General features: G+C 64.7%; 15 protein-coding genes. 4 read left to right on the forward strand and 11 right to left on the reverse strand.

Annotated elements, in window-relative coordinates:
- Positions 1-34 precede the first annotated feature (34 nt).
- A complete protein-coding gene (locus tag LG661_RS03070; protein ID WP_230530399.1) occupies positions 35-2,011 on the reverse strand; it encodes a calcium-binding protein in 1,977 nt (658 codons plus the stop codon).
- Between the two features lie 228 nt (positions 2,012-2,239).
- Here LG661_RS03070 and LG661_RS03075 point away from each other — a divergent pair, with 228 nt between their 5' ends.
- The gene (locus LG661_RS03075; protein WP_230530400.1) at positions 2,240-3,145 is read left to right on the forward strand and encodes a DMT family transporter; all 906 of its coding nucleotides are present in this window, start codon (positions 2,240-2,242) and stop codon (positions 3,143-3,145) included.
- Positions 3,146-3,148: 3 nt separating this feature from the next.
- Positions 3,149-4,288, forward strand: coding sequence for a CobW family GTP-binding protein (locus tag LG661_RS03080; protein WP_230530401.1), 1,140 nt, complete (start codon positions 3,149-3,151; stop codon positions 4,286-4,288).
- Here the strand turns inward: LG661_RS03080 and LG661_RS03085 are convergent.
- The 3 genes from LG661_RS03085 to LG661_RS03095 all read right to left on the reverse strand — a co-directional run bounded on the left by LG661_RS03085 (position 4,285) and on the right by LG661_RS03095 (position 6,953).
- Positions 4,285-5,052 carry an ABC transporter permease gene (locus LG661_RS03085; RefSeq protein ID WP_230530402.1) on the reverse strand — a complete coding sequence of 256 codons (768 nt, stop codon included), beginning with the start codon at positions 5,050-5,052 and terminating at the stop codon, positions 4,285-4,287. The two genes, LG661_RS03080 and LG661_RS03085, sit on opposite strands and share 4 nt — an antisense overlap.
- Before the next feature lie 8 nt (positions 5,053-5,060).
- A complete protein-coding gene (locus tag LG661_RS03090; RefSeq protein ID WP_230530403.1) occupies positions 5,061-5,852 on the reverse strand; it encodes an ABC transporter ATP-binding protein in 792 nt (263 codons plus the stop codon).
- Positions 5,853-5,915: 63 nt separating this feature from the next.
- Complete coding sequence (locus LG661_RS03095) at positions 5,916-6,953, reverse strand: ABC transporter substrate-binding protein (protein ID WP_230530404.1); 1,038 nt, start codon at positions 6,951-6,953, stop codon at positions 5,916-5,918.
- A 267-nt stretch (positions 6,954-7,220) separates the two neighbouring features.
- Between LG661_RS03095 and LG661_RS03100 the strand changes: the two genes are divergently transcribed.
- Positions 7,221-8,261, forward strand: coding sequence for a TerC family protein (locus LG661_RS03100; protein WP_407666625.1), 1,041 nt, complete (start codon positions 7,221-7,223; stop codon positions 8,259-8,261).
- A gap of 44 nt (positions 8,262-8,305) precedes the next feature.
- Here the strand turns inward: LG661_RS03100 and LG661_RS03105 are convergent, their stop codons facing one another.
- Complete coding sequence (locus LG661_RS03105; protein WP_230530405.1) at positions 8,306-8,767, reverse strand: Lrp/AsnC ligand binding domain-containing protein; 462 nt, start codon at positions 8,765-8,767, stop codon at positions 8,306-8,308.
- Between the two features lie 115 nt (positions 8,768-8,882).
- Here LG661_RS03105 and putA point away from each other — a divergent pair, with 115 nt between their 5' ends.
- Positions 8,883-11,981 carry a bifunctional proline dehydrogenase/L-glutamate gamma-semialdehyde dehydrogenase PutA gene (gene putA / locus LG661_RS03110; RefSeq protein WP_230530406.1) on the forward strand — a complete coding sequence of 1,033 codons (3,099 nt, stop codon included), beginning with the start codon at positions 8,883-8,885 and terminating at the stop codon, positions 11,979-11,981.
- A 122-nt stretch (positions 11,982-12,103) separates the two neighbouring features.
- Here putA and LG661_RS03115 read toward each other — a convergent pair whose 3' ends face one another.
- The 6 genes from LG661_RS03115 to LG661_RS03140 all read right to left on the reverse strand — a co-directional run bounded on the left by LG661_RS03115 (position 12,104) and on the right by LG661_RS03140 (position 17,696).
- Positions 12,104-12,658: a 2'-5' RNA ligase family protein gene (locus LG661_RS03115; protein ID WP_230530407.1), complete on the reverse strand. Its 555-nt coding sequence runs from the start codon at positions 12,656-12,658 to the stop codon at positions 12,104-12,106.
- A 38-nt stretch (positions 12,659-12,696) separates the two neighbouring features.
- Positions 12,697-13,098 (reverse strand): F0F1 ATP synthase subunit epsilon, encoded by a 402-nt coding sequence (locus LG661_RS03120; protein ID WP_230530408.1) that lies wholly within the window; start codon positions 13,096-13,098, stop codon positions 12,697-12,699.
- 112 nt (positions 13,099-13,210) lie between these two features.
- On the reverse strand, positions 13,211-14,662 hold the full coding sequence (atpD, locus tag LG661_RS03125) for a F0F1 ATP synthase subunit beta (protein WP_230530409.1): 1,452 nt from the start codon (positions 14,660-14,662) through the stop codon (positions 13,211-13,213).
- Between the two features lie 22 nt (positions 14,663-14,684).
- Positions 14,685-15,557, reverse strand: a complete 873-nt coding sequence (locus LG661_RS03130) for a F0F1 ATP synthase subunit gamma (RefSeq protein WP_230530410.1) — start codon at positions 15,555-15,557, stop codon at positions 14,685-14,687.
- Positions 15,558-15,594: 37 nt separating this feature from the next.
- Complete coding sequence (gene atpA / locus LG661_RS03135) at positions 15,595-17,124, reverse strand: F0F1 ATP synthase subunit alpha (RefSeq protein WP_230530411.1); 1,530 nt, start codon at positions 17,122-17,124, stop codon at positions 15,595-15,597.
- On the reverse strand, positions 17,124-17,696 hold the full coding sequence (locus LG661_RS03140; protein ID WP_230530412.1) for a F0F1 ATP synthase subunit delta: 573 nt from the start codon (positions 17,694-17,696) through the stop codon (positions 17,124-17,126). Before LG661_RS03140 ends, atpA begins: the two co-directional genes overlap by 1 nt.
- Positions 17,697-17,851: the final 155 nt, after the last annotated feature.

Genomic DNA, 17,851 nt, shown 5'->3' on the forward strand with positions numbered 1-17,851 from the left:
GAGGGGCTTTTGCGTTTCTGAGATGTGGCGGCCGTCAGATCACGTAGAAGTCGGTGTACTTCAGCACCGCGCCCTTCTTGAGCCGGGCGAACTCGACCGCATCCTTCGAGCCCGAGCCATCGGCGTCATAGGAGAGGATGCCCTTCTTCTTATCGTAGATGATGTAGTCGTTCCGGTCGTCGGCCTCGAAGCCCACCTCGAAATAGGTCTTCTTCAGCTTCTTCGGCCGCTTCTCCGAGCCCGAGCCGACCTTCATGAACACCTTGTTGTCGAGCCAGATCGTATCGTCACGGGTGCTGAAGTCGGCAATCTTGTCGAGGTTCTTCTTCTTGTTCGTTTTGGCCGAATAGAGCTTGGCGTCGAACACGAAGACGTCCTTGCCCGTGCCGCCGGTCAGCGAGTCGTTGCCCGCTCCGCCCCAGAGCTTGTCTTCGCCGCCCTGCCCCTTCAGGCTGTTGCGGCCTGCATGGCCGACGATCTTTTTGGCCGTATCCGAACCGGCCAGGCTCGCGGACGAACTGCTCGACACGCCCGACAGCCTCAAGGTCTCAATTTCGGCTCCGCTGGCGAGGGAATAGGTCGTGCGGGCATAGACCGTATCGGATCCGCCGCCGGCCGTTTCGATCACCGCATCCGCGGTACTGTCGATGAAGAAGATGACGTTCCCCGTGCCGCCGTCGAGACGGTCGGCGCCGCTGCCGCCGTCGAGAAGATCGGAACCGCTGCTGCCGTAGAGTCGGTCCTTTCCCGCCTCGCCCTTCAGTATGTCGTCGAAGCGGGTTCCGACATAATTGTCCTCCTCGTCCGAGCCGGCCCAGTTCAGGGCCTCGACGCGCGGGTCCAGGACTTGGGCGGCGATATAGGGCTTGTTCGACTGATCGAGCTGCGTCCAGGAGATCAGCAGCCTGCCATCTGACAGAGCCGACATCGAAGCGCCCTTGATCCTGACCTGCCCGCTCGAAGAGACCACGATTTCATCTCCGGCGCGAACGCCGTCGGAGCCGAACACGGCGACCCGGACGCTGCCTATGGACGTCGTTTCCATGTCGTCATAGGCGACCGCAAATCCCCCATTCGGTAGGGCAGCCACTGTAGCAAGCCTCTGCGCGCCTTCGGTTTTGAAGTTGATATGGAAATCATCACCGGCAGGCGTTCCATCCGCATTGAAGATGCGCCCGCGTATCGAATTGGCGGATGTATCATTCCCAGTCGGAATGCTCTGGGTCCACACGGCGACGAACCGTCCGTCCGCGAGCGCTGCCAGAGAGGGACTGAGCTGATAGCCATCCAAGGTGTTCGGCATGATGAAGCCACCTGCCTGCGTGATCTCCGAGCCGTCGGGCCTGTAGATATGAGCTTCCAGTTCCCCGCTGTCGAAATTCTCATAAGCGATGACGACGTTGCCATCCCTCAGGGTGACGATATTCTGGAAGTCGGCTGAAGGACTGACGACGGTCTTGCCGGTATCGAGCCGCGCTCCATTGGCGTCATATCGCTGGGTCTGGAGAACACTACTGCCGACGCCCTCGACGTTGGAAAGATAGGACAGCGTGAATCCGCCATCATTCAGAGCCGTAATCACAGGCAGTCCCTGCCAGCCCGTAGCGTCTTGCGTCGCCACGATCTCAGCGCTGGCGCTCCGATCCGCTTCATAGACACGCAGCCAGACGTCTTCATTCACGAAGCCGCCATCCGGTGTATGGCTGTATGAGACGGCAAACCCGCCATCCTTGAGAGCAGTCACCTGGAGCCCGCGATGAGCGGAGGACGTGCCTGCCTTGGGCGGACTGACGACGAACTCCTCCCCGAGCTTATCGCCGTTGGCGTAGAAGGCCTGACCCCGAACGGTGGTCTGGGTCTGGAAGACGCCCTTCGCGACCTCAACCCTAACGCTGTCGACCCAGGTGACGACGAAAGTGCCGTCCTTCAGCGTCGCGACGCTGCGCTCGTTCGAATATCCATCGACGGAACTGATCCTGAAAACAGGCCCTGCGGGAAGTGGTGTACCCACGGGATGTCCTTTCGCTCATCTACCAGACCGCATGATCCTGCGGCTTAAGGTCAAGCTTGTGCGGAGGATTTCAGGCCTGGCTACTCTCCGAACAGGGAGCTACCGCTGGGACAAGGCGCTCTTTCTTGCTGGAATGGTTGACGGCGGAGAGGACTCCTCAGGGCGCGACCGCCCTTGCTTTTCGGGCCCATCCGCGCCAACGGTGCCGCCTCACAACCGAATCCGGACATGACGCGCTCCTCCCCCAATGCCGGCCTGCTGTTCGCTCTCGCCTCGGCGAGCCTCTACGGCTTCAACATCGTCTATGCCCGCATGGCGTCGTTTGCCGGGGCGAGCGGGTCGGCCATCGTGGTCTACCGGGTCTTCCTGATGCTGGCGCTTGTCGCCGTCGTCGCCTTGGTCACCCGGCGCTCCCTCAAGATGGCCCGGGAGGAGCGCGGCACGCTGCTCCTGCTCGGCGTCGCCACTGCGCTCGTGGGCATCTGCTATCTCTCGTCCGTGGCCTACATTCCGGTCACCGTGGCGGCGGTGGTGTTCTATACCTTCCCCATCCTCATCGTGTTGGCCAGCCCCTTGGTGGAGGGGACAAGGCTCACCCCGGCCCTGCTCGGCGTCGTGGCCGTCGCGACCATCGGCGTCGCCCTGGTGGTCGGCCCGGCCTTCGGGGATCTCGACTGGCGAGGCCTAGCGCTGGCTTTCGGGGCGAGCATCGCAACGGCGACGCAATTCTTCGCCGCCGCACGCTGCCGCCGGACCGGAGTGGTGGCGAAGGTATTCTGGATCCACCTCCTCGTCCTGCCGACGGCCGCCCTTATCAGCTGGACTGCCGGCCAGCTCGTTCCTCCCTCGGCCCTGGCGGCCGCTCCCTTCGCCGTCGCCATGACGATCGGGGGCTATCTCTTCGGTTTCGTGCTGCAGTTCCTGGCGCTCGGGCGCATCACGGCGGTCGCGGCCGGAATCATCTACTGCACCGAGCCGGTGGTCGCAGCGGTTTCCTCGACGCTCATTCTCGGCGAGAGCATGGGACCGCTGCAGATCATCGGCGGAGTCCTTGTACTGACGGCCATCGTCACCAACGTTCTCCTGGACCAGCGCCGCCATAAGGATGCGCCCCTCGTGCCTATTGCGGATTGAGACATGACGGACAAGCCCCTCGCCCCTCCCCCGCCCCTGCCGTTGACGATCCTCACCGGCTTCCTCGGCGCAGGAAAGACCACCCTGCTCAACAGGCTTCTGGAGGATCCGGCCCTGCAGGACACGGTGGTCATCATCAACGAGTTCGGGGAGATCGGCCTCGACCACCTGCTGGTGGAGACGGTCGACGAGGGCATGGTGCTGCTGTCCGCCGGCTGTCTCTGCTGCACCGTGCGCGGGGACCTGATCGCGACGCTGGAGGACCTCCTACGCAAGCGCGATAACGGGCGGATCATGCCGTTCAAGCGCGTGGTCATCGAGACGACGGGCCTCGCGGACCCAGCGCCGATCCTCCATGCGGTGCTCTACCACCCCTATCTCTCCATGCGCTACGCCGTGGAAGGAGTGGTGACCGTCATCGACGCGGTGAACGGGGCCGCGACCCTCGATTCCCACCGGGAGGCCGTGAAACAGGCGGCGGTAGCCGAGCGGATCGTCATCACGAAGGCGGATCTCGTGGAGGATGCCGCAAAGCTATCGGAACTGCGCGAGAGGCTCCAGCAGCTCAATCCCGGCGCGATCCTGCTGGAGCCGGATGCTCCGGCCGAGGCCGTCATCGCCGGCGGACTGTTCGACCTCGAAGGCAAGATCGCCGATGTGGCCGAATGGCTGAAGACAGAGGCCGTGGAAGAGGCGGAGCACCGAAGCCATGCCCACCAGCACGGGCATCATCATCACGGTCACGATCACCACCATCATCACGACGTGAACCGCCACGACGAACGCATCCGCGCCTTCTGCCTCACGAGCGATCAGCCGATCCGCCAGGGCACGCTCGACATGTTCCTCGACCTCCTGCGCTCGTCGCAAGGCGCAAAGCTCCTGCGGGTGAAGGGGCTCGTCGCCCTGGCCGAAGATCCCGATCATCCGGTGGTGATCCATGGCGTGCAGCACGTGATCCATGTGCCGGCCGTGCTGCCGCGCTGGCCGAGCGACGACCGGCGCAGCCGCATCGTTCTCATCGTGGACGATCTGGAGCGGGAGAGCGTGGAGAAGCTCTGGAACGCCTTCCTGGGCCAACCCGCCGTCGACCAGCCGGATGCGGCGGCGCTCTCGGACAATCCGCTGTCACTCCGGCGCTAGGCCGCCATCTGCGAGCGCTGCGCCCATCCGGTCATCGAGCGCTCCGCATAGGCCGTGATCGCATACATGATGACGCCGAGCACCGCGAGCACCAGGAGAGAGGCCCAGACGAGAGGCACCTCGAAGGCAGCGGAAGCCCGCGTGAGCAGGTTGCCGATGCCGACATTCGAGGCGTTCTGCTCGCCGATGACGGAGCCCACATAGGCAAGCGTGATCGCCACTTTGAGCGAGCCGAAGAAGTAGGGCATGGCGCGCGGCACGCCGACCTTGAAGACGATGTCGCCCTTCGAGGCGCCGAGCGCCCGCAGCACGTCCTCCATCTCCGGCTCCACGGTCGCGATGCCGGTGGCGACGTTCACCACGATGGGGAAGAACGAGATCAGGAAGGCTGTCATGACCGGCGGCACCCAGCCCACACCGAACCAGAACACGAGGATCGGCACCACCGCCACCTTCGGGATCGAGTTGAAGCCCACCAGCAGCGGATAGGTGCCCGCGTTGATGAGCCGCGAGGAGCCGAGCAGCATCCCGAGCAGAAGGCCGAAGCCGACCGCAAGAGCAAAGCCCGCCAGCGTCATCCAGAGGGTGTGCATGGCATGATAGGCGAGCTGGCTACGGTACTCCCAGACAGCCAGAAGAATCGTCGAGGGGGCCGGCAGGATGAAGCTCGAGATCTTCAGTCCCCGGCAGATCGCCTCCCAGAGCACAAAGAACCCGATGGTGAAAACCCACGGCGCAAGGGCAAGCTGGTTCTTGGTTTTCATGAGAAATCTCAGGCCGCCTGACGCGCCTGCGCGATGTGGCCGCGCAATTCATGAACGAGGGCGGCGAATTCTGGGGTGTAGGTGATTTCAAGGTCGCGCGGTCTCGGGAACTCCACCTCCCTCTCGGCCACTATGCGGCCGGGACGCGCGCTCATGCAGAAGATGCGGTCGGCCAGAAACGCCGCCTCGCGCAGGTCATGCGTCACCAGGATGATCGTGACTTTCTGCGCCGCGTGGAGATCGCGCATCACGCACCACAGCTCCTCACGGGTGAAGCTGTCCAGTGCTCCGAAGGGCTCGTCCAGCATCAGGAGCTTCGGCTCGTGAATGAGCGCGCGGCAGAGGGAGGCACGCTGCTGCATGCCGCCGGAGAGCTGCCAGGGAAACTTATGGCCCTGTCCCTTCAGGCCCACCTGAGCCAGCAGGCCCTCCGCCTTGGCCACATACTCAGCTTTGTGCCTTCTGAGCCGCGAACGATGCGGCTCCACGATCTCGAGCGGCAGGAGAATGTTGTCGAGGGTGGTGCGCCAGGGCAGCATGGTGGGGTTCTGGAACGCCATGCCGGCGAGCTTAACCGGCGCTCCCACTTCCCTGCCGTCCACGATCACGGTCCCCTCGCGGGGAAACTGCAGTCCGGTGGCAAGTTTCATGAGAGTGGACTTGCCGCAGCCCGAAGGACCGACGATGGCGGCGAACTCGCCCTCATTGACCTTCAGCGTCAGGTTTCTGACCGCCGGTAAGCCGTCCTCGGCCCGCGCATAGACGTGGGTCACGTCGTGAATGTCGACAAAGGATTTCATGAAACGTGCCGCCCGGGCAGAAAGAAAGAAGCCCAACCACAGGTGCGGCCGGGCTCGACAGGTTCAGTTCACTTTCCGCTGGTCCGCGGCGGGGAGGAACTCTTCCGTGAACACGTCCTCCACCTTGGGCTTTGCCTTGTACGTGAAGGTCAGGCCGATCTGGTCGAGAGCCCTGGCGAAGCGCTCCTTGTCGATGCCGCCAAAGCCATTCTCCTTGACCCAGGGCGTGAGCATGTTCTGGTCCAGCACCATCTTCAGGCGCTCCAGTTCCACGTCCTTCTTGGCCACGTCATTGCGCTTGATGACGGCGTTGACCGCGCTTGCCGGGTCCTTCACCGTGTCCTGCACGCCCTTCATGATGGCGCGCAGCAGGCCCTTCACGGCCTCCGGCTTTTCCTTAGCGAACTTCTCCGAAACGATGATCGTGTTGCCGTAAAGATCGACGCCGTAATCGCTCATGAGCATGACGACGATATCGTCCGCCGGCACGCCGCGGGACTTCAGGTTGATATAGGATGACATCGAGAAGCCGAAGACCGCATCGACTTCCCCTTGCGCCAGCATCGGCTCGCGGACGGGGAAGCCCACGTTCTCGAACTTCATGCCGGCATCGTCGATCTTGTTCACCGCCTTGAAGATCGGCCATTGCGCATAGGCGCCGTCAGCCGCCGGCGCGCCGAAAGTCTTGTCCTGGAGGCTCGACACCTCCTTGGTGATGCCCCGGCTTTTGCGGCCGATGAGAGCGAAGGGCGGGCGGTCATAGATCACCATCACCGCCTTGATGCCGCTTTCCGGGTTCTCGTCCCGGAAGCGCACCAGGGAGTTCACGTCTCCGAACCCGACGTCGTAGGTGCCGGAGGCGACCCGGGAGATCGGCTCGCGGGAGCCCGCCGCCGGATCGATCGTGACGTCCAGACCCTCGGCTTTGAAATAGCCCTTGTCCAGGGCGACCGCGAAGGGGGCAGCCGGTCCCTCCCAGCGCCAGTCGAGGGAGAACCGCACCGGGGTCTGGGCCTGGGCGGCTGCGGAGCCCAGAACGACCGCCGCCCCCACAAGGATTCCCCTGACCCATCCGCTCTTCGTCGAACGACCCGAAACCATCACCGTCACCTCTGTTCTCTGTCCGGCCGTCTCGAAGCCGGATTTTGTGGCGCATTTTTGCGCCTTTGCTCTGTTCCTCATCATGCAAGCATAACGGCATGGAGGGTCAAGCCTCTTGCCATCGCACCGCTGCCCTCAGAAGCGACATCTGACGCAGATTTGAGCAGGAAGGGTTTCCGGCGGATGCCCCTTGACGCCTGCTAGGGGCCTCCCCACGTCGGATGGCGTCGGTGACCGGGCCCTCTGACGGACGAAAAGGCGTTCGTGATGTCGGAACCGACGTCGGTTCAACCAGTGGGTTCGGTCATCATGTTCGAGATCCTGCTAATCAGCTGGCTCGGCAAGGCCCTATGGATGTGGCTTGCCTTCCTCTCCCTCGTCATCGCTCTCCTCGTCCTCGATCTCGGTGTGTTTCATCGCAACAACCGGGAAATCGGCGTCCGGGAGAGTCTTTTTATGAGCGCCTTCTACATCGCCCTCGGCCTCGCGTTCGGCGGCTGGGTGTGGTGGTACCTGGGCCCCGAGCCCGGCATGAACTACCTGACGGGCTTCGCCGTCGAGAAGGCCCTGGCGATGGACAACGTGTTCGTCATCGCCATGATCTTCGGCTTCTTCGCCGTGCCGCGCCTCTATCAGCACCGGGTGCTCTTCTGGGGCATCCTCGGCGTCATCGTCCTGCGCGCGATCATGATCGGCTTCGGCGCAGCGGTGATCTCCGAGTTCTCCTGGGTTCTCTATCTTTTTGCCGTGTTCCTGATCGGCACCGGCATCAAGATGATCGTCTTCTCCGACACGGATTACGACATCGCGAAGAACCCGGTGCTGCGGTACATGCGCCGCCACTTCAACGTGACGGACGAGCATCACGGCGAGCACTTCTTCGTCAAGAAGACCCACCCGAAGACGGGCAAGCTCGTCTGGTTCATGACGCCGCTCTTCATGGCGCTCGTGCTCATCGAGATCGCCGACGTGATCTTCGCGGTGGACTCGGTGCCGGCGATCTTCGCCATCACCGCCGACCCGTTCATCGTCTACACGTCGAACATCTTCGCGATCCTGGGGTTGCGCGCGCTCTATTTCGCCCTCGCCGCCATGGTGCACCGCTTCCACTATCTGAAGTACGCGCTGGCCGTGGTGCTGATCTTCATCGGCTCCAAGATCTTCGTAGCCGACATGCTGGGTCTCGCCAAGATCCCGCCCGTGGTGTCGCTTGCCGTGACCTTCGGCATCCTGGTCTCCGGCGTCGCCTGGAGCCTCTGGAAGACGCGGGGCGAGCCGATCCCGGAGGGTAAGCACGCCACCCACTAAGCGCCTCCCCTTGTCATCCCCGGCCCTGTGCCGGGGGTGACTCTTCACACCGGCAGCAGCCCGTCGCTTTTGACTTCCTCCATCACCGCATAGGTGCGGGTTTCCTTCACGCCCGGCAGGGCCAGAAGGATTTCCCCCAGGAAATGGCGGTAGGCGGCCATGTCGGCTACGCGGGTTTTCACGAGATAGTCGAAGCCGCCCGCCACCATGTGACATTCCAGAACCTCAGGTGCGCGCTTCACGGCGGCAGCGAACTTTTCGAAGACGTCGGGCGTCGTCTTGTCGAGAGAGACCTCCACGAAGACCAGGAGCTCGAGACCGAGCCGGTGCGGATCGAGCCTCGCACCATACCCGGCGATGTATCCCTCCCGCTGGAGACGCTTGACCCGCTCGCTAGTGGAGGTCGGCGACAATCCGACTTTTTCGGCCAGATCTACGGTGGCGATACGGCCGTCGCTCTGGAGCTGCTTGAGGATCTTGCGATCGATCCGGTCCAATTCCGCCATTATCGCGGCTTTCCCATGTTTCTGCCGCTCTTATTAAGGCTAGAGCGCATATTTTGCCATCGAAACACGGTCTGCGCCCCCATATATTCCGTAAAACACCCAGAGGATATTCCCGATGAGCCCCGTTTCTGGCGCGACCCTGCCCTTCAACCCTCCTTTCGCAGAGGATGACAAGGCCCTCGCGGCCCGCCTTCTCGCCACTGCCCGGCTCTCGCCGGAGCGGGAGAAGCGCGTCGACGAGCAGGCCGCCCGGTTGGTCGAGGCGATCCGCGCCAAGGGCGGCGGGCTTGGCGGCGTCGAGGAGATGCTGCGGGAATACGCGCTTTCCACCAAGGAGGGCCTCGCCCTCATGGTGCTGGCCGAGGCCCTGCTGAGGGTGCCGGATGCGGCCACCGCCAACCGCCTGATCGAGGACAAGCTGGGGCAGGCCGATTTCGCGGGTCACGAGGCCAAGTCCGACGCTTTCCTCGTCTCCGCCTCGGCCTGGGCTCTCGGCATCACGGCGCGGGTGATCCAGCCCGGCGAGACGCCGGAGGGCATCCTGCGCCAGCTCACCAAGCGGCTCGGCCTTCCCGCCGTGCGCACCGCTACACGCCAGGCCATGCGGGTCATGGGCAATCATTTCGTGCTCGGCCAGACCATCGAGGAGGCCCTGAAGCGGGCCGGCTCCTCCAAGGGCCGGGTCTATCGCTATTCCTTCGACATGCTGGGCGAAGGCGCCCGCACCGCCGAGGATGCCCGCCGCTACTTCGACTCGTATGCCTCCGCCATCGACGCCATCGGGCGGTCCGCCGGCAATGAGCCCCTGCCGAACCGCCCCGGGATCTCGGTGAAGCTCTCCGCGCTCCACCCGCGCTACGAGGCCACGAGCCGGGAGCGGGTCATGCGCGAGCTCGTGCCGCTCGTGATCGGGCTGGCGCGCAAGGCGAAGTCCTACGACCTCAACTTCACCATCGATGCGGAGGAGGCCGACCGGCTCGAACTCTCCCTCGAAGTGATCGAGGCCGTGCTCGCCGATCCGTCCCTCACCGACTGGAAGGGTTTCGGGCTTGCCATTCAGGCCTACCAGAAGCGCGCGGGCTCCGTGGTCGACGCCATCGCCGCCATGGCGGAGCGCTATGATCGCCAGCTCATGGTGCGCCTCGTGAAGGGCGCCTATTGGGACACGGAGGTGAAGCGGGCCCAGGAGCGCGGGCTCGACGACTATCCGGTCTTCACCCGCAAGGCGATGACGGATCTCCACTACATGGCCTGCGCCGAGAAGATGCTGTCGCTTCGCCCGCGCATCTACCCGCAATTCGCCACGCACAATGCGCTGACCGTCGCCTCCATCATCGAGCGGGCGGGCGGCACGGAGGGCTACGAGTTCCAGCGCCTGCACGGCATGGGCGAGGCGCTCTATGCGCGCCTGCTCGAGGACAAGCCGGGTCTTGCCTGCCGTGCCTATGCGCCGGTCGGCGGTCATCGCGATCTCCTCGCCTATCTGGTGCGCCGCCTGCTGGAAAACGGTGCGAACTCTTCCTTCGTCTCGGTTGCGGCCGACCCTAACGTTCCTGTCGAGGCGCTGCTGAAACGGCCTGCCGACATTATCGTCTCGGCCGATAAGGCGCGGCATCCCAAGCTGCCGCTGCCGCGTGATCTCTACGGCCCGAATCGCGCCAATTCGCGAGGCGTCGAGTTCGGGCACCGAGCCTCGCTCGACGCGCTGCTCGCCGAGATCGCAAAAAGCCCACAGCAGGGCTTCAGGGCCGAGCCTCTGATCGACGGCAAGGCGACCCCCGGTACGTCGCGCCCGGTCGCAAGCCCCATCGACGGCAGCACCGTCGCGGGACAGGTGACGGAGGCCTCGCCGGAAGTCGCCGACCGCGCCATGGCTGCGGCCCGCGCCGGTTTCACGGCTTGGAACCGGACGGCGGCCGACACCCGCGCCAAGGCGCTGCAGCGCGCGGCCGATCTCCTGGAGGAGCGCCGCGGAGCGCTGCTGCAGTTGCTGCAGCTGGAAGCCGGCAAGACCCTCGACGATGCCCTCTCCGAGGTTCGCGAGGCGGTGGACTTCCTGCGCTACTATGCCGTTCAGGGCCGCACGCTCTTCGGGGTTGGCGAGACGATGCCGGGGCCGACCGGCGAGAGCAACGTGCTGCGGCTGCGCGGGCGCGGCGTCTTCGTGGCGATCTCGCCCTGGAACTTCCCGCTCGCCATCTTCCTCGGCCAAGTCGGCGCAGCGCTCATGGCGGGCAATGCGGTCGTGGCGAAGCCTGCCGAGCAGACGCCGCTGATCGCGGATCTCGCCGTGCGCATCCTGCACGAGGCCGGCGTGCCGAAGACCGCCCTTCACCTCGTGCCAGGGGATGGGCGTGTCGGAGCGCGCCTTGTCGAGCACAAGGACGTGGCAGGCGTGGTCTTCACGGGCTCGACCGAAGTGGCGCGCATCATCAATCGCACGCTCGCGAACAAGGATGCCGCCGTCGTGCCGCTGATTGCGGAGACCGGGGGCATTAACGCCATGATCGTGGACGCGACTGCCCTTCCTGAGCAGGTAGCGGACGATGTCGTGACTTCCGCCTTCCGTTCCGCTGGCCAGCGCTGCTCGGCGCTTCGCCTGCTCTGCGTGCAGGAGGATGTCGCCGACCGGATGATCGAGATGATCGCCGGCAACGCCCGTGAGCTGAAGATTGCGGATCCGCGCGAGATTTCGACCCATGTGGGACCGGTCATCGACCGCGAGGCGAAGGACAAGCTCGACGCGCATATCGCGGCGATGAAGCGGCAGGCGAAGGTCCATTACGCAGGCGAGGCCCCGGCCGCCGGCACCTACGTGGCGCCGCATATCTTCGAGCTCAACAAGCCGCACGATCTCGCCCAGGAAGTGTTCGGCCCGGTTCTCCATGTGGTGCGCTACAAGGCGGGCCGGCTGGAGGAGATCCTTCAGGCCATCGAGGGCACGCGCTACGGCCTGACGCTCGGCGTTCATTCCCGCATAGACGCCACGGTGGCGCGGGTCGTCGAGGCTCTGTCGGTCGGCAACGTCTACGTCAATCGGAACATGATCGGCGCGGTGGTCGGTGTTCAGCCCTTCGGCGGCCACGGCCTCTCCGGCACCGGCCCGAAGGCGGGCGGTCCGCACTACCTCCTGCGATTCGCCACCGAGCAGACGGTGACGATCAACACGGCGGCTGCGGGCGGCAATGCGAACCTGATCGCAATGGGGGAGTAAGCACGAACTCCCTCTCCCGTTTGGGAGAGGGCCGGGGTGAGGGCAGGCCGTTGCCGAATGGGACGCCGTGATCTCTGCCTCGTCGCCCATTCGGGACGGAGCTTCACCTTAACCGCAATCCCTCACCCCTGCCCCTCTCCCGCCCGGGAGAGGGGTTCTGTATCGGTGGTGACGAATCTGAATTCCTGCACCTTCTCCCACGGACCGCCGCGGTACCACCACAGGTCAAGCCCGACACCGGTGACCTGATACGGTTGGAAGCTCCCGCCCAGCTCTTCCAGAAGGGCTCTGGCGGCAGCGGGGTGGACCTTGTTCTGCACCGTCACGTGGGGCTGATGGATCTGACGGTCCTGGGGCTTGAGCCAATCGTTCCACTTCAGCGCGAGAGAGCGGCGCATCTCGGCGAGTTCGGGTGATGTCAGCCCATAGGCGACGCCGCGTCCGAGGGGGCGCAGGCCTGTGACTTCGAGCGGAAACGCGCGCTGGAGCGCGGCGCTCGCCTCGATGTCCTGCCGGATCGTGAAAAGATGCTCGCCCGGCAGGTTGTGAAACAGCGTCAGGTGCGCCGGGATGAAGTTCCGCTTAGGCGGGAAATAGCGTCGCCTCTGTGCATCGAAGAAGGCGAAGGAGCGCTCGTCGAAGGCAAGTGTCAGGATGAGCGGGTCTGCATGGTCCATGAAAAGAAAAACCCGGCTCGGGGCCGGGTTGTTTCCACTTACATGTTCAGCGCCGCCTTGGCTTCGCGGAGCTGCGCGATGGCCGCTTCCGCCGCGTGCTTGGCGGCCGGGTCGCTGGTGGCGTCCCAGGCCATCTCGGCCTGGAGGATCTCGTGATCTAGGATTTCCTGCGTCAACTCCTCGGCCGGCATGGCGCGCTCGGCCAGGACGGTGAGGCCGTTCTGATTGATGTCGGCGAAGCCGCCGCGTACCAGGACCCGACGGCCGTTGCCGGGCGTGTTCGTGATGACGAGGAAGCCGGTCTTGAGAGCCGTCATGGTCGGCGCATGGCCGGCGAGAACCGTCATGTCGCCCTCGGTGGCGGGCAGTACGACCGCATCGACGTCGCCTGAGAACAGCACACGCTCGGGAGAGACGAGTTCGAAACTGAAGGTGGCCATTTGAGCTTCTCGTCATCCGTCCGCTGGGAGGAGCGGGCCGGGATCGTTGGAGACAGGCTTGATAAAGCAGTCCCGAGGCGTGCAGGCACGCCTCGGGACAATGCCGAACAGATTAAGCGGCTTCGGCTGCGAGGCGCTGGGCCTTCTCGACCGCTTCCTCGATGGTGCCGACCATGTAGAAGGCGGCCTCGGGGAGGTGATCGTACTGGCCTTCGACCAGACCCTTGAAGCCCTTGATGGTGTCTTCGAGCGCGACGAGCTTGCCGGGCGAACCCGTGAAGACTTCCGCCACGTGGAAGGGCTGGGAGAGGAAGCGCTCGATCTTGCGGGCGCGGGCGACGGTGAGCTTGTCCTCTTCGGAGAGCTCGTCCATGCCCAGGATCGCGATGATGTCCTGGAGCGCCTTGTAGCGCTGCAGCACCTGCTGGACCTGGCGGGCGACGTTGTAGTGCTCATCGCCGACGATGGCCGCCGAGAGCATGCGCGAGGTCGAGTCGAGCGGGTCCACGGCCGGGTAGATGCCCTTCTCAGCGATCGAGCGCGACAGCACGGTCGTGGCGTCGAGGTGGGCGAAGGAGGTGGCCGGGGCCGGGTCGGTCAGGTCGTCGGCGGGCACGTAGATGGCCTGCACTGAGGTGATCGAGCCCTTGGTGGTGGTGGTGATGCGCTCCTGCAGGGCGCCCATGTCGGTGGACAGGGTCGGCTGGTAACCCACGGCCGAAGGAATACGGCCGAGAAGGGCCGACACCTCGGAGCCCGCCTGGGTGAAGCGGAAGATGTTGTCCACGAAGAACAGCACGTCCTGGCCCTGGTCGCGGAAGTTCTCGGCGACGGTCAGGCCGGTGAGCGCGACGCGGGCGCGGGCGCCTGGGGGCTCGTTCATCTGACCGTAGACGAGGGCGCACTTGGAGCCGGCGGCCGAACCGGCCTCGCGGGGATCCACGTTCACCTTCGACTCGATCATCTCGTGATAGAGGTCGTTGCCTTCGCGGGTGCGCTCGCCGACGCCGGCGAAGACGGAGTAGCCGCCGTGCGCCTTCGCGACGTTGTTGATGAGCTCCATGATGAGCACGGTCTTGCCGACGCCTGCGCCGCCGAAGAGACCGATCTTACCGCCCTTGGCGTACGGAGCGAGCAGGTCGACGACCTTGATGCCCGTGACGAGGATCTGGCCCTCGGTCGACTGCTCGGCGTAGGAAGGAGCCGGCTGGTGGATGGCGCGGGTACCCTCCCCGACGATCGGGCCGGCCTCGTCCACCGGCTCGCCGATGACGTTCATGATGCGGCCGAGGGTGGCGGTGCCGACGGGGACGGAGATCGGAGCGCCGGTGTCGAAAACCTCCTGGCCGCGCACGAGGCCCTCGGAGGTGTCCATCGAGATGCAGCGCACGGTGCTCTCGCCAAGCTGCTGCGCCACCTCGAGCACCAGACGGTTGCCCTGGTTGGTGGTCTCGAGGGCGTTCAGGATCTCAGGCAGGTGGCCTTCGAACTGCACGTCGACGACCGCGCCGATGACCTGGGTGATGTGGCCGGCCTTGCCGGCGGGGGTAGCGGTGTTAGCCATGTGAGGCTCCTCTCGGATGTCGTCAGAGCGCCTCGGCGCCCGAGATGATTTCGATCAGTTCCTTGGTGATCATCGCCTGACGCGACCGGTTGTAGGTCATCGTCTGCTTCTTGATCATTTCGCCTGCGTTGCGGGTCGCATTGTCCATGGCGCTCATGCGCGCGCCCTGTTCGGAGGCGGCATTCTCCAGGAGCGCGCGGAAGATCTGCACGGTCAGGTTCCGCGGCAGCAGCGTCGCCAGGATCTCGCCTTCATCAGGCTCGTAGTCGTAGACCGCATCGGACGATGCGGCGGTCGTCTCGATCTGGGCGGGCACGATCTGCTGCGCCGTCGGGATCTGGGCGATCACCGAGCGGAAGCGCGAGTAGAACAGCGTCGCCACGTCGAACTCGCCCTGCTCGAAGAGGCCAAGCACCTTCTGGGCGATCATGTCCGCCTGCTCGAAGCCGATCTGACGCACAGAGCGCAGGTCCACGAACTCGATGATCTGCTGGCCGAACTGGCGGCGAAGGATGTCGTAGCCTTTTTTGCCGACGCAGATGATCTTGACCGTCTTCCCCTCGGCCATCAGCCGGTTGGTGTGTTCGCGGGCAAGACGTGCGATCGAGGAGTTGAACGCGCCGCAGAGACCACGCTCCGCGGTGCAGACGATCAGCAGGTGAACACGGTCGGAACCGGTGCCGGCGAGGAGACGCGGCGTCTCGGGACCGACTGTGATGCCGGACGCGAGATTGCCGAGCACCACTTCCATGCGCTCCGCGTAAGGACGCGCGGCTTCCGCCGCGCTCTGCGCGCGGCGCAGCTTCGCGGCGGCCACCATCTGCATGGCCTTGGTGATCTTCTGCGTCGCCTTGACCGAGGCGATGCGGTTACGAAGGTCTTTTAAGCTCGGCATCGAGCGGCCCTACCCTCTCCGGAAACCCGGTTGGATCTTACGAGAACGACTTGGCGAAGTTCTGGACGACGTCCTTGAGCTTCGCCTCGGAGTCGCTCGACAGGTCCTTCGAGGACCGGATGGCCTCCAGGATGTCGGCGTGCTTGCTGCGCAGGAGCGAGAGCAGACCGTCCTCGAACGCACGCACCCGGTTGAGGGGCAGGTTGTCGAGGTAGCCGTTCACGCCGGCATAGATCACGGCGACCTGCTCTTCCATCTTCAGCGGCGAGAACTGCGGCTGCTTCAGGAGCTCGGTCAGACGCGAGCCGCGGTTCAGCAGACGCTGGGTCGTGGCATCGAGGTCGGAGCCGAACTGGGCGAACGCCGCCATCTCGCGGTACTGCGCCAGTTCGCCCTTGATCTTGCCCGCGACCTTCTTCATCGCCTTCGTCTGAGCCGAGGAGCCCACGCGCGACACGGAGAGGCCGACGTTCACGGCAGGACGAATGCCCTGGTAGAACAGGTCCGTCTCAAGGAAGATCTGGCCGTCGGTGATCGAGATCACATTGGTCGGGATGTAGGCCGACACGTCGTTGGCCTGCGTCTCGATGACCGGCAGAGCGGTGAGCGAACCCGAGCCCTGGCTGTCGTTGAGCTTTGCAGCGCGCTCGAGCAGACGGGAGTGGAGGTAGAACACGTCGCCCGGGTAAGCCTCGCGGCCCGGAGGACGGCGGAGCAGGAGCGACATCTGGCGATAGGCGACGGCCTGCTTGGACAGATCGTCGTACACGATCACGGCGTGCATGCCGTTGTCGCGGAAGAACTCGCCCATGGCGCAGCCCGAGAAGGGCGCCAGGAACTGCATCGGAGCCGGGTCCGAAGCCGTGGCGGCGACCACGATGGAATACTCCAGAGCGCCGTTGTCCTCGAGAGCCTTCACGAACTGGGCGACCGTGGAGCGCTTCTGGCCGACGGCGACGTAGACGCAGTAGAGCTTCTGCGATTCGTCATTGCCCTGGTTGAGCGGCTTCTGGTTCAGGATCGTGTCGAGGGCGATCGCCGTCTTGCCGGTCTGGCGGTCGCCGATGATCAGCTCGCGCTGACCGCGGCCGACCGGGATCAGCGCGTCGATGGCCTTCAGGCCCGTCGCCATCGGCTCGTGCACCGACTTGCGCGGAATGATGCCAGGAGCCTTCACGTCTACGCGGCGGCGCTCGGTGGCCTGGATCGGGCCCTTGCCGTCGATGGGGTTGCCGAGAGCGTCGACCACGCGGCCCAGCAGACCCTTGCCGACCGGCACGTCCACGATGGCGCCGGTGCGCTTCACGGTCTGGCCTTCGGCGATCTCGCGGTCGGAGCCGAAGATCACGACGCCGACATTGTCGGTCTCGAGGTTGAGGGCCATGCCGCGCACGCCGCTCTCGAACTCGACCATCTCACCGGCCTGGACCTTGTCGAGGCCGTAGCAACGGGCAATGCCGTCGCCCACCGACAGGACCTGACCGACCTCGGTCACCTCGGCTTCGGTGCCGAAATTCTTAATCTGCTCTTTGAGGATCGCGGAGATCTCAGCGGCTCGAATGTCCATCAGCGGACCTCTTTCATCGCTAGACGAATGGAATTGAGTTTGGTGCGCACCGAAGCATCCACCATGCGGGAGCCCATCTTCACGATGAGACCGCCGATGAGGCTCGGGTCGATCTTGACGTCCACGGAGACGTCAGCCTTGGCGACGTCGCGCAGCGCCGCCTTGATTTCGTTGAGAACGGTGTCGGAAGGCGCCTCGGCCAGGATCACCTGAGCCCGTACGATGCCCTTGGCGTCGGACACCAGGTTCTGATAGGCGCGGATCATGTCCGGCAGAGCAAAAAGGCGGCGCTTGGAAGCCACGAGGCGGATGAAATTGCCCGCCAGGCCCGAGATGCCAGCCCTCTCGAGGAGGACATCCACTACGCGGGACTGCTCCTCAGCCGTGAAAATGGGATTGCGGACCAGACGCTGCAAGTCCTCGCTGCCACGGATCATCTGGCCGAAGCGATCGAGATCGCCGGCGACGGCGTCCACGGCATTCGCTTCCCGGGCGAGCTCGAACAGCGCCGACGCGTAGCGCTGTGCCACGCCCGACAGGAGGGGTCCTTCTTGGGAACCGCTTTGCGCCACGTAATCGTCTCTCTCAAGTTACGGATCTCTGACCGGAGAAGCCTTGGGGCCAAGGCTTTCGGGAAACCCGTCAGGTCGATGGAAGTGAGCCCAGGCGAGGACTGTCCCGCCCGTCAGGCGGGGGTGCACTAACATGGGTTTTCAGCAGGCGCAAG

This window comes from Microvirga roseola (assembly GCF_020866965.1).
Taxonomy (GTDB): domain Bacteria; phylum Pseudomonadota; class Alphaproteobacteria; order Rhizobiales; family Beijerinckiaceae; genus Microvirga; species Microvirga roseola.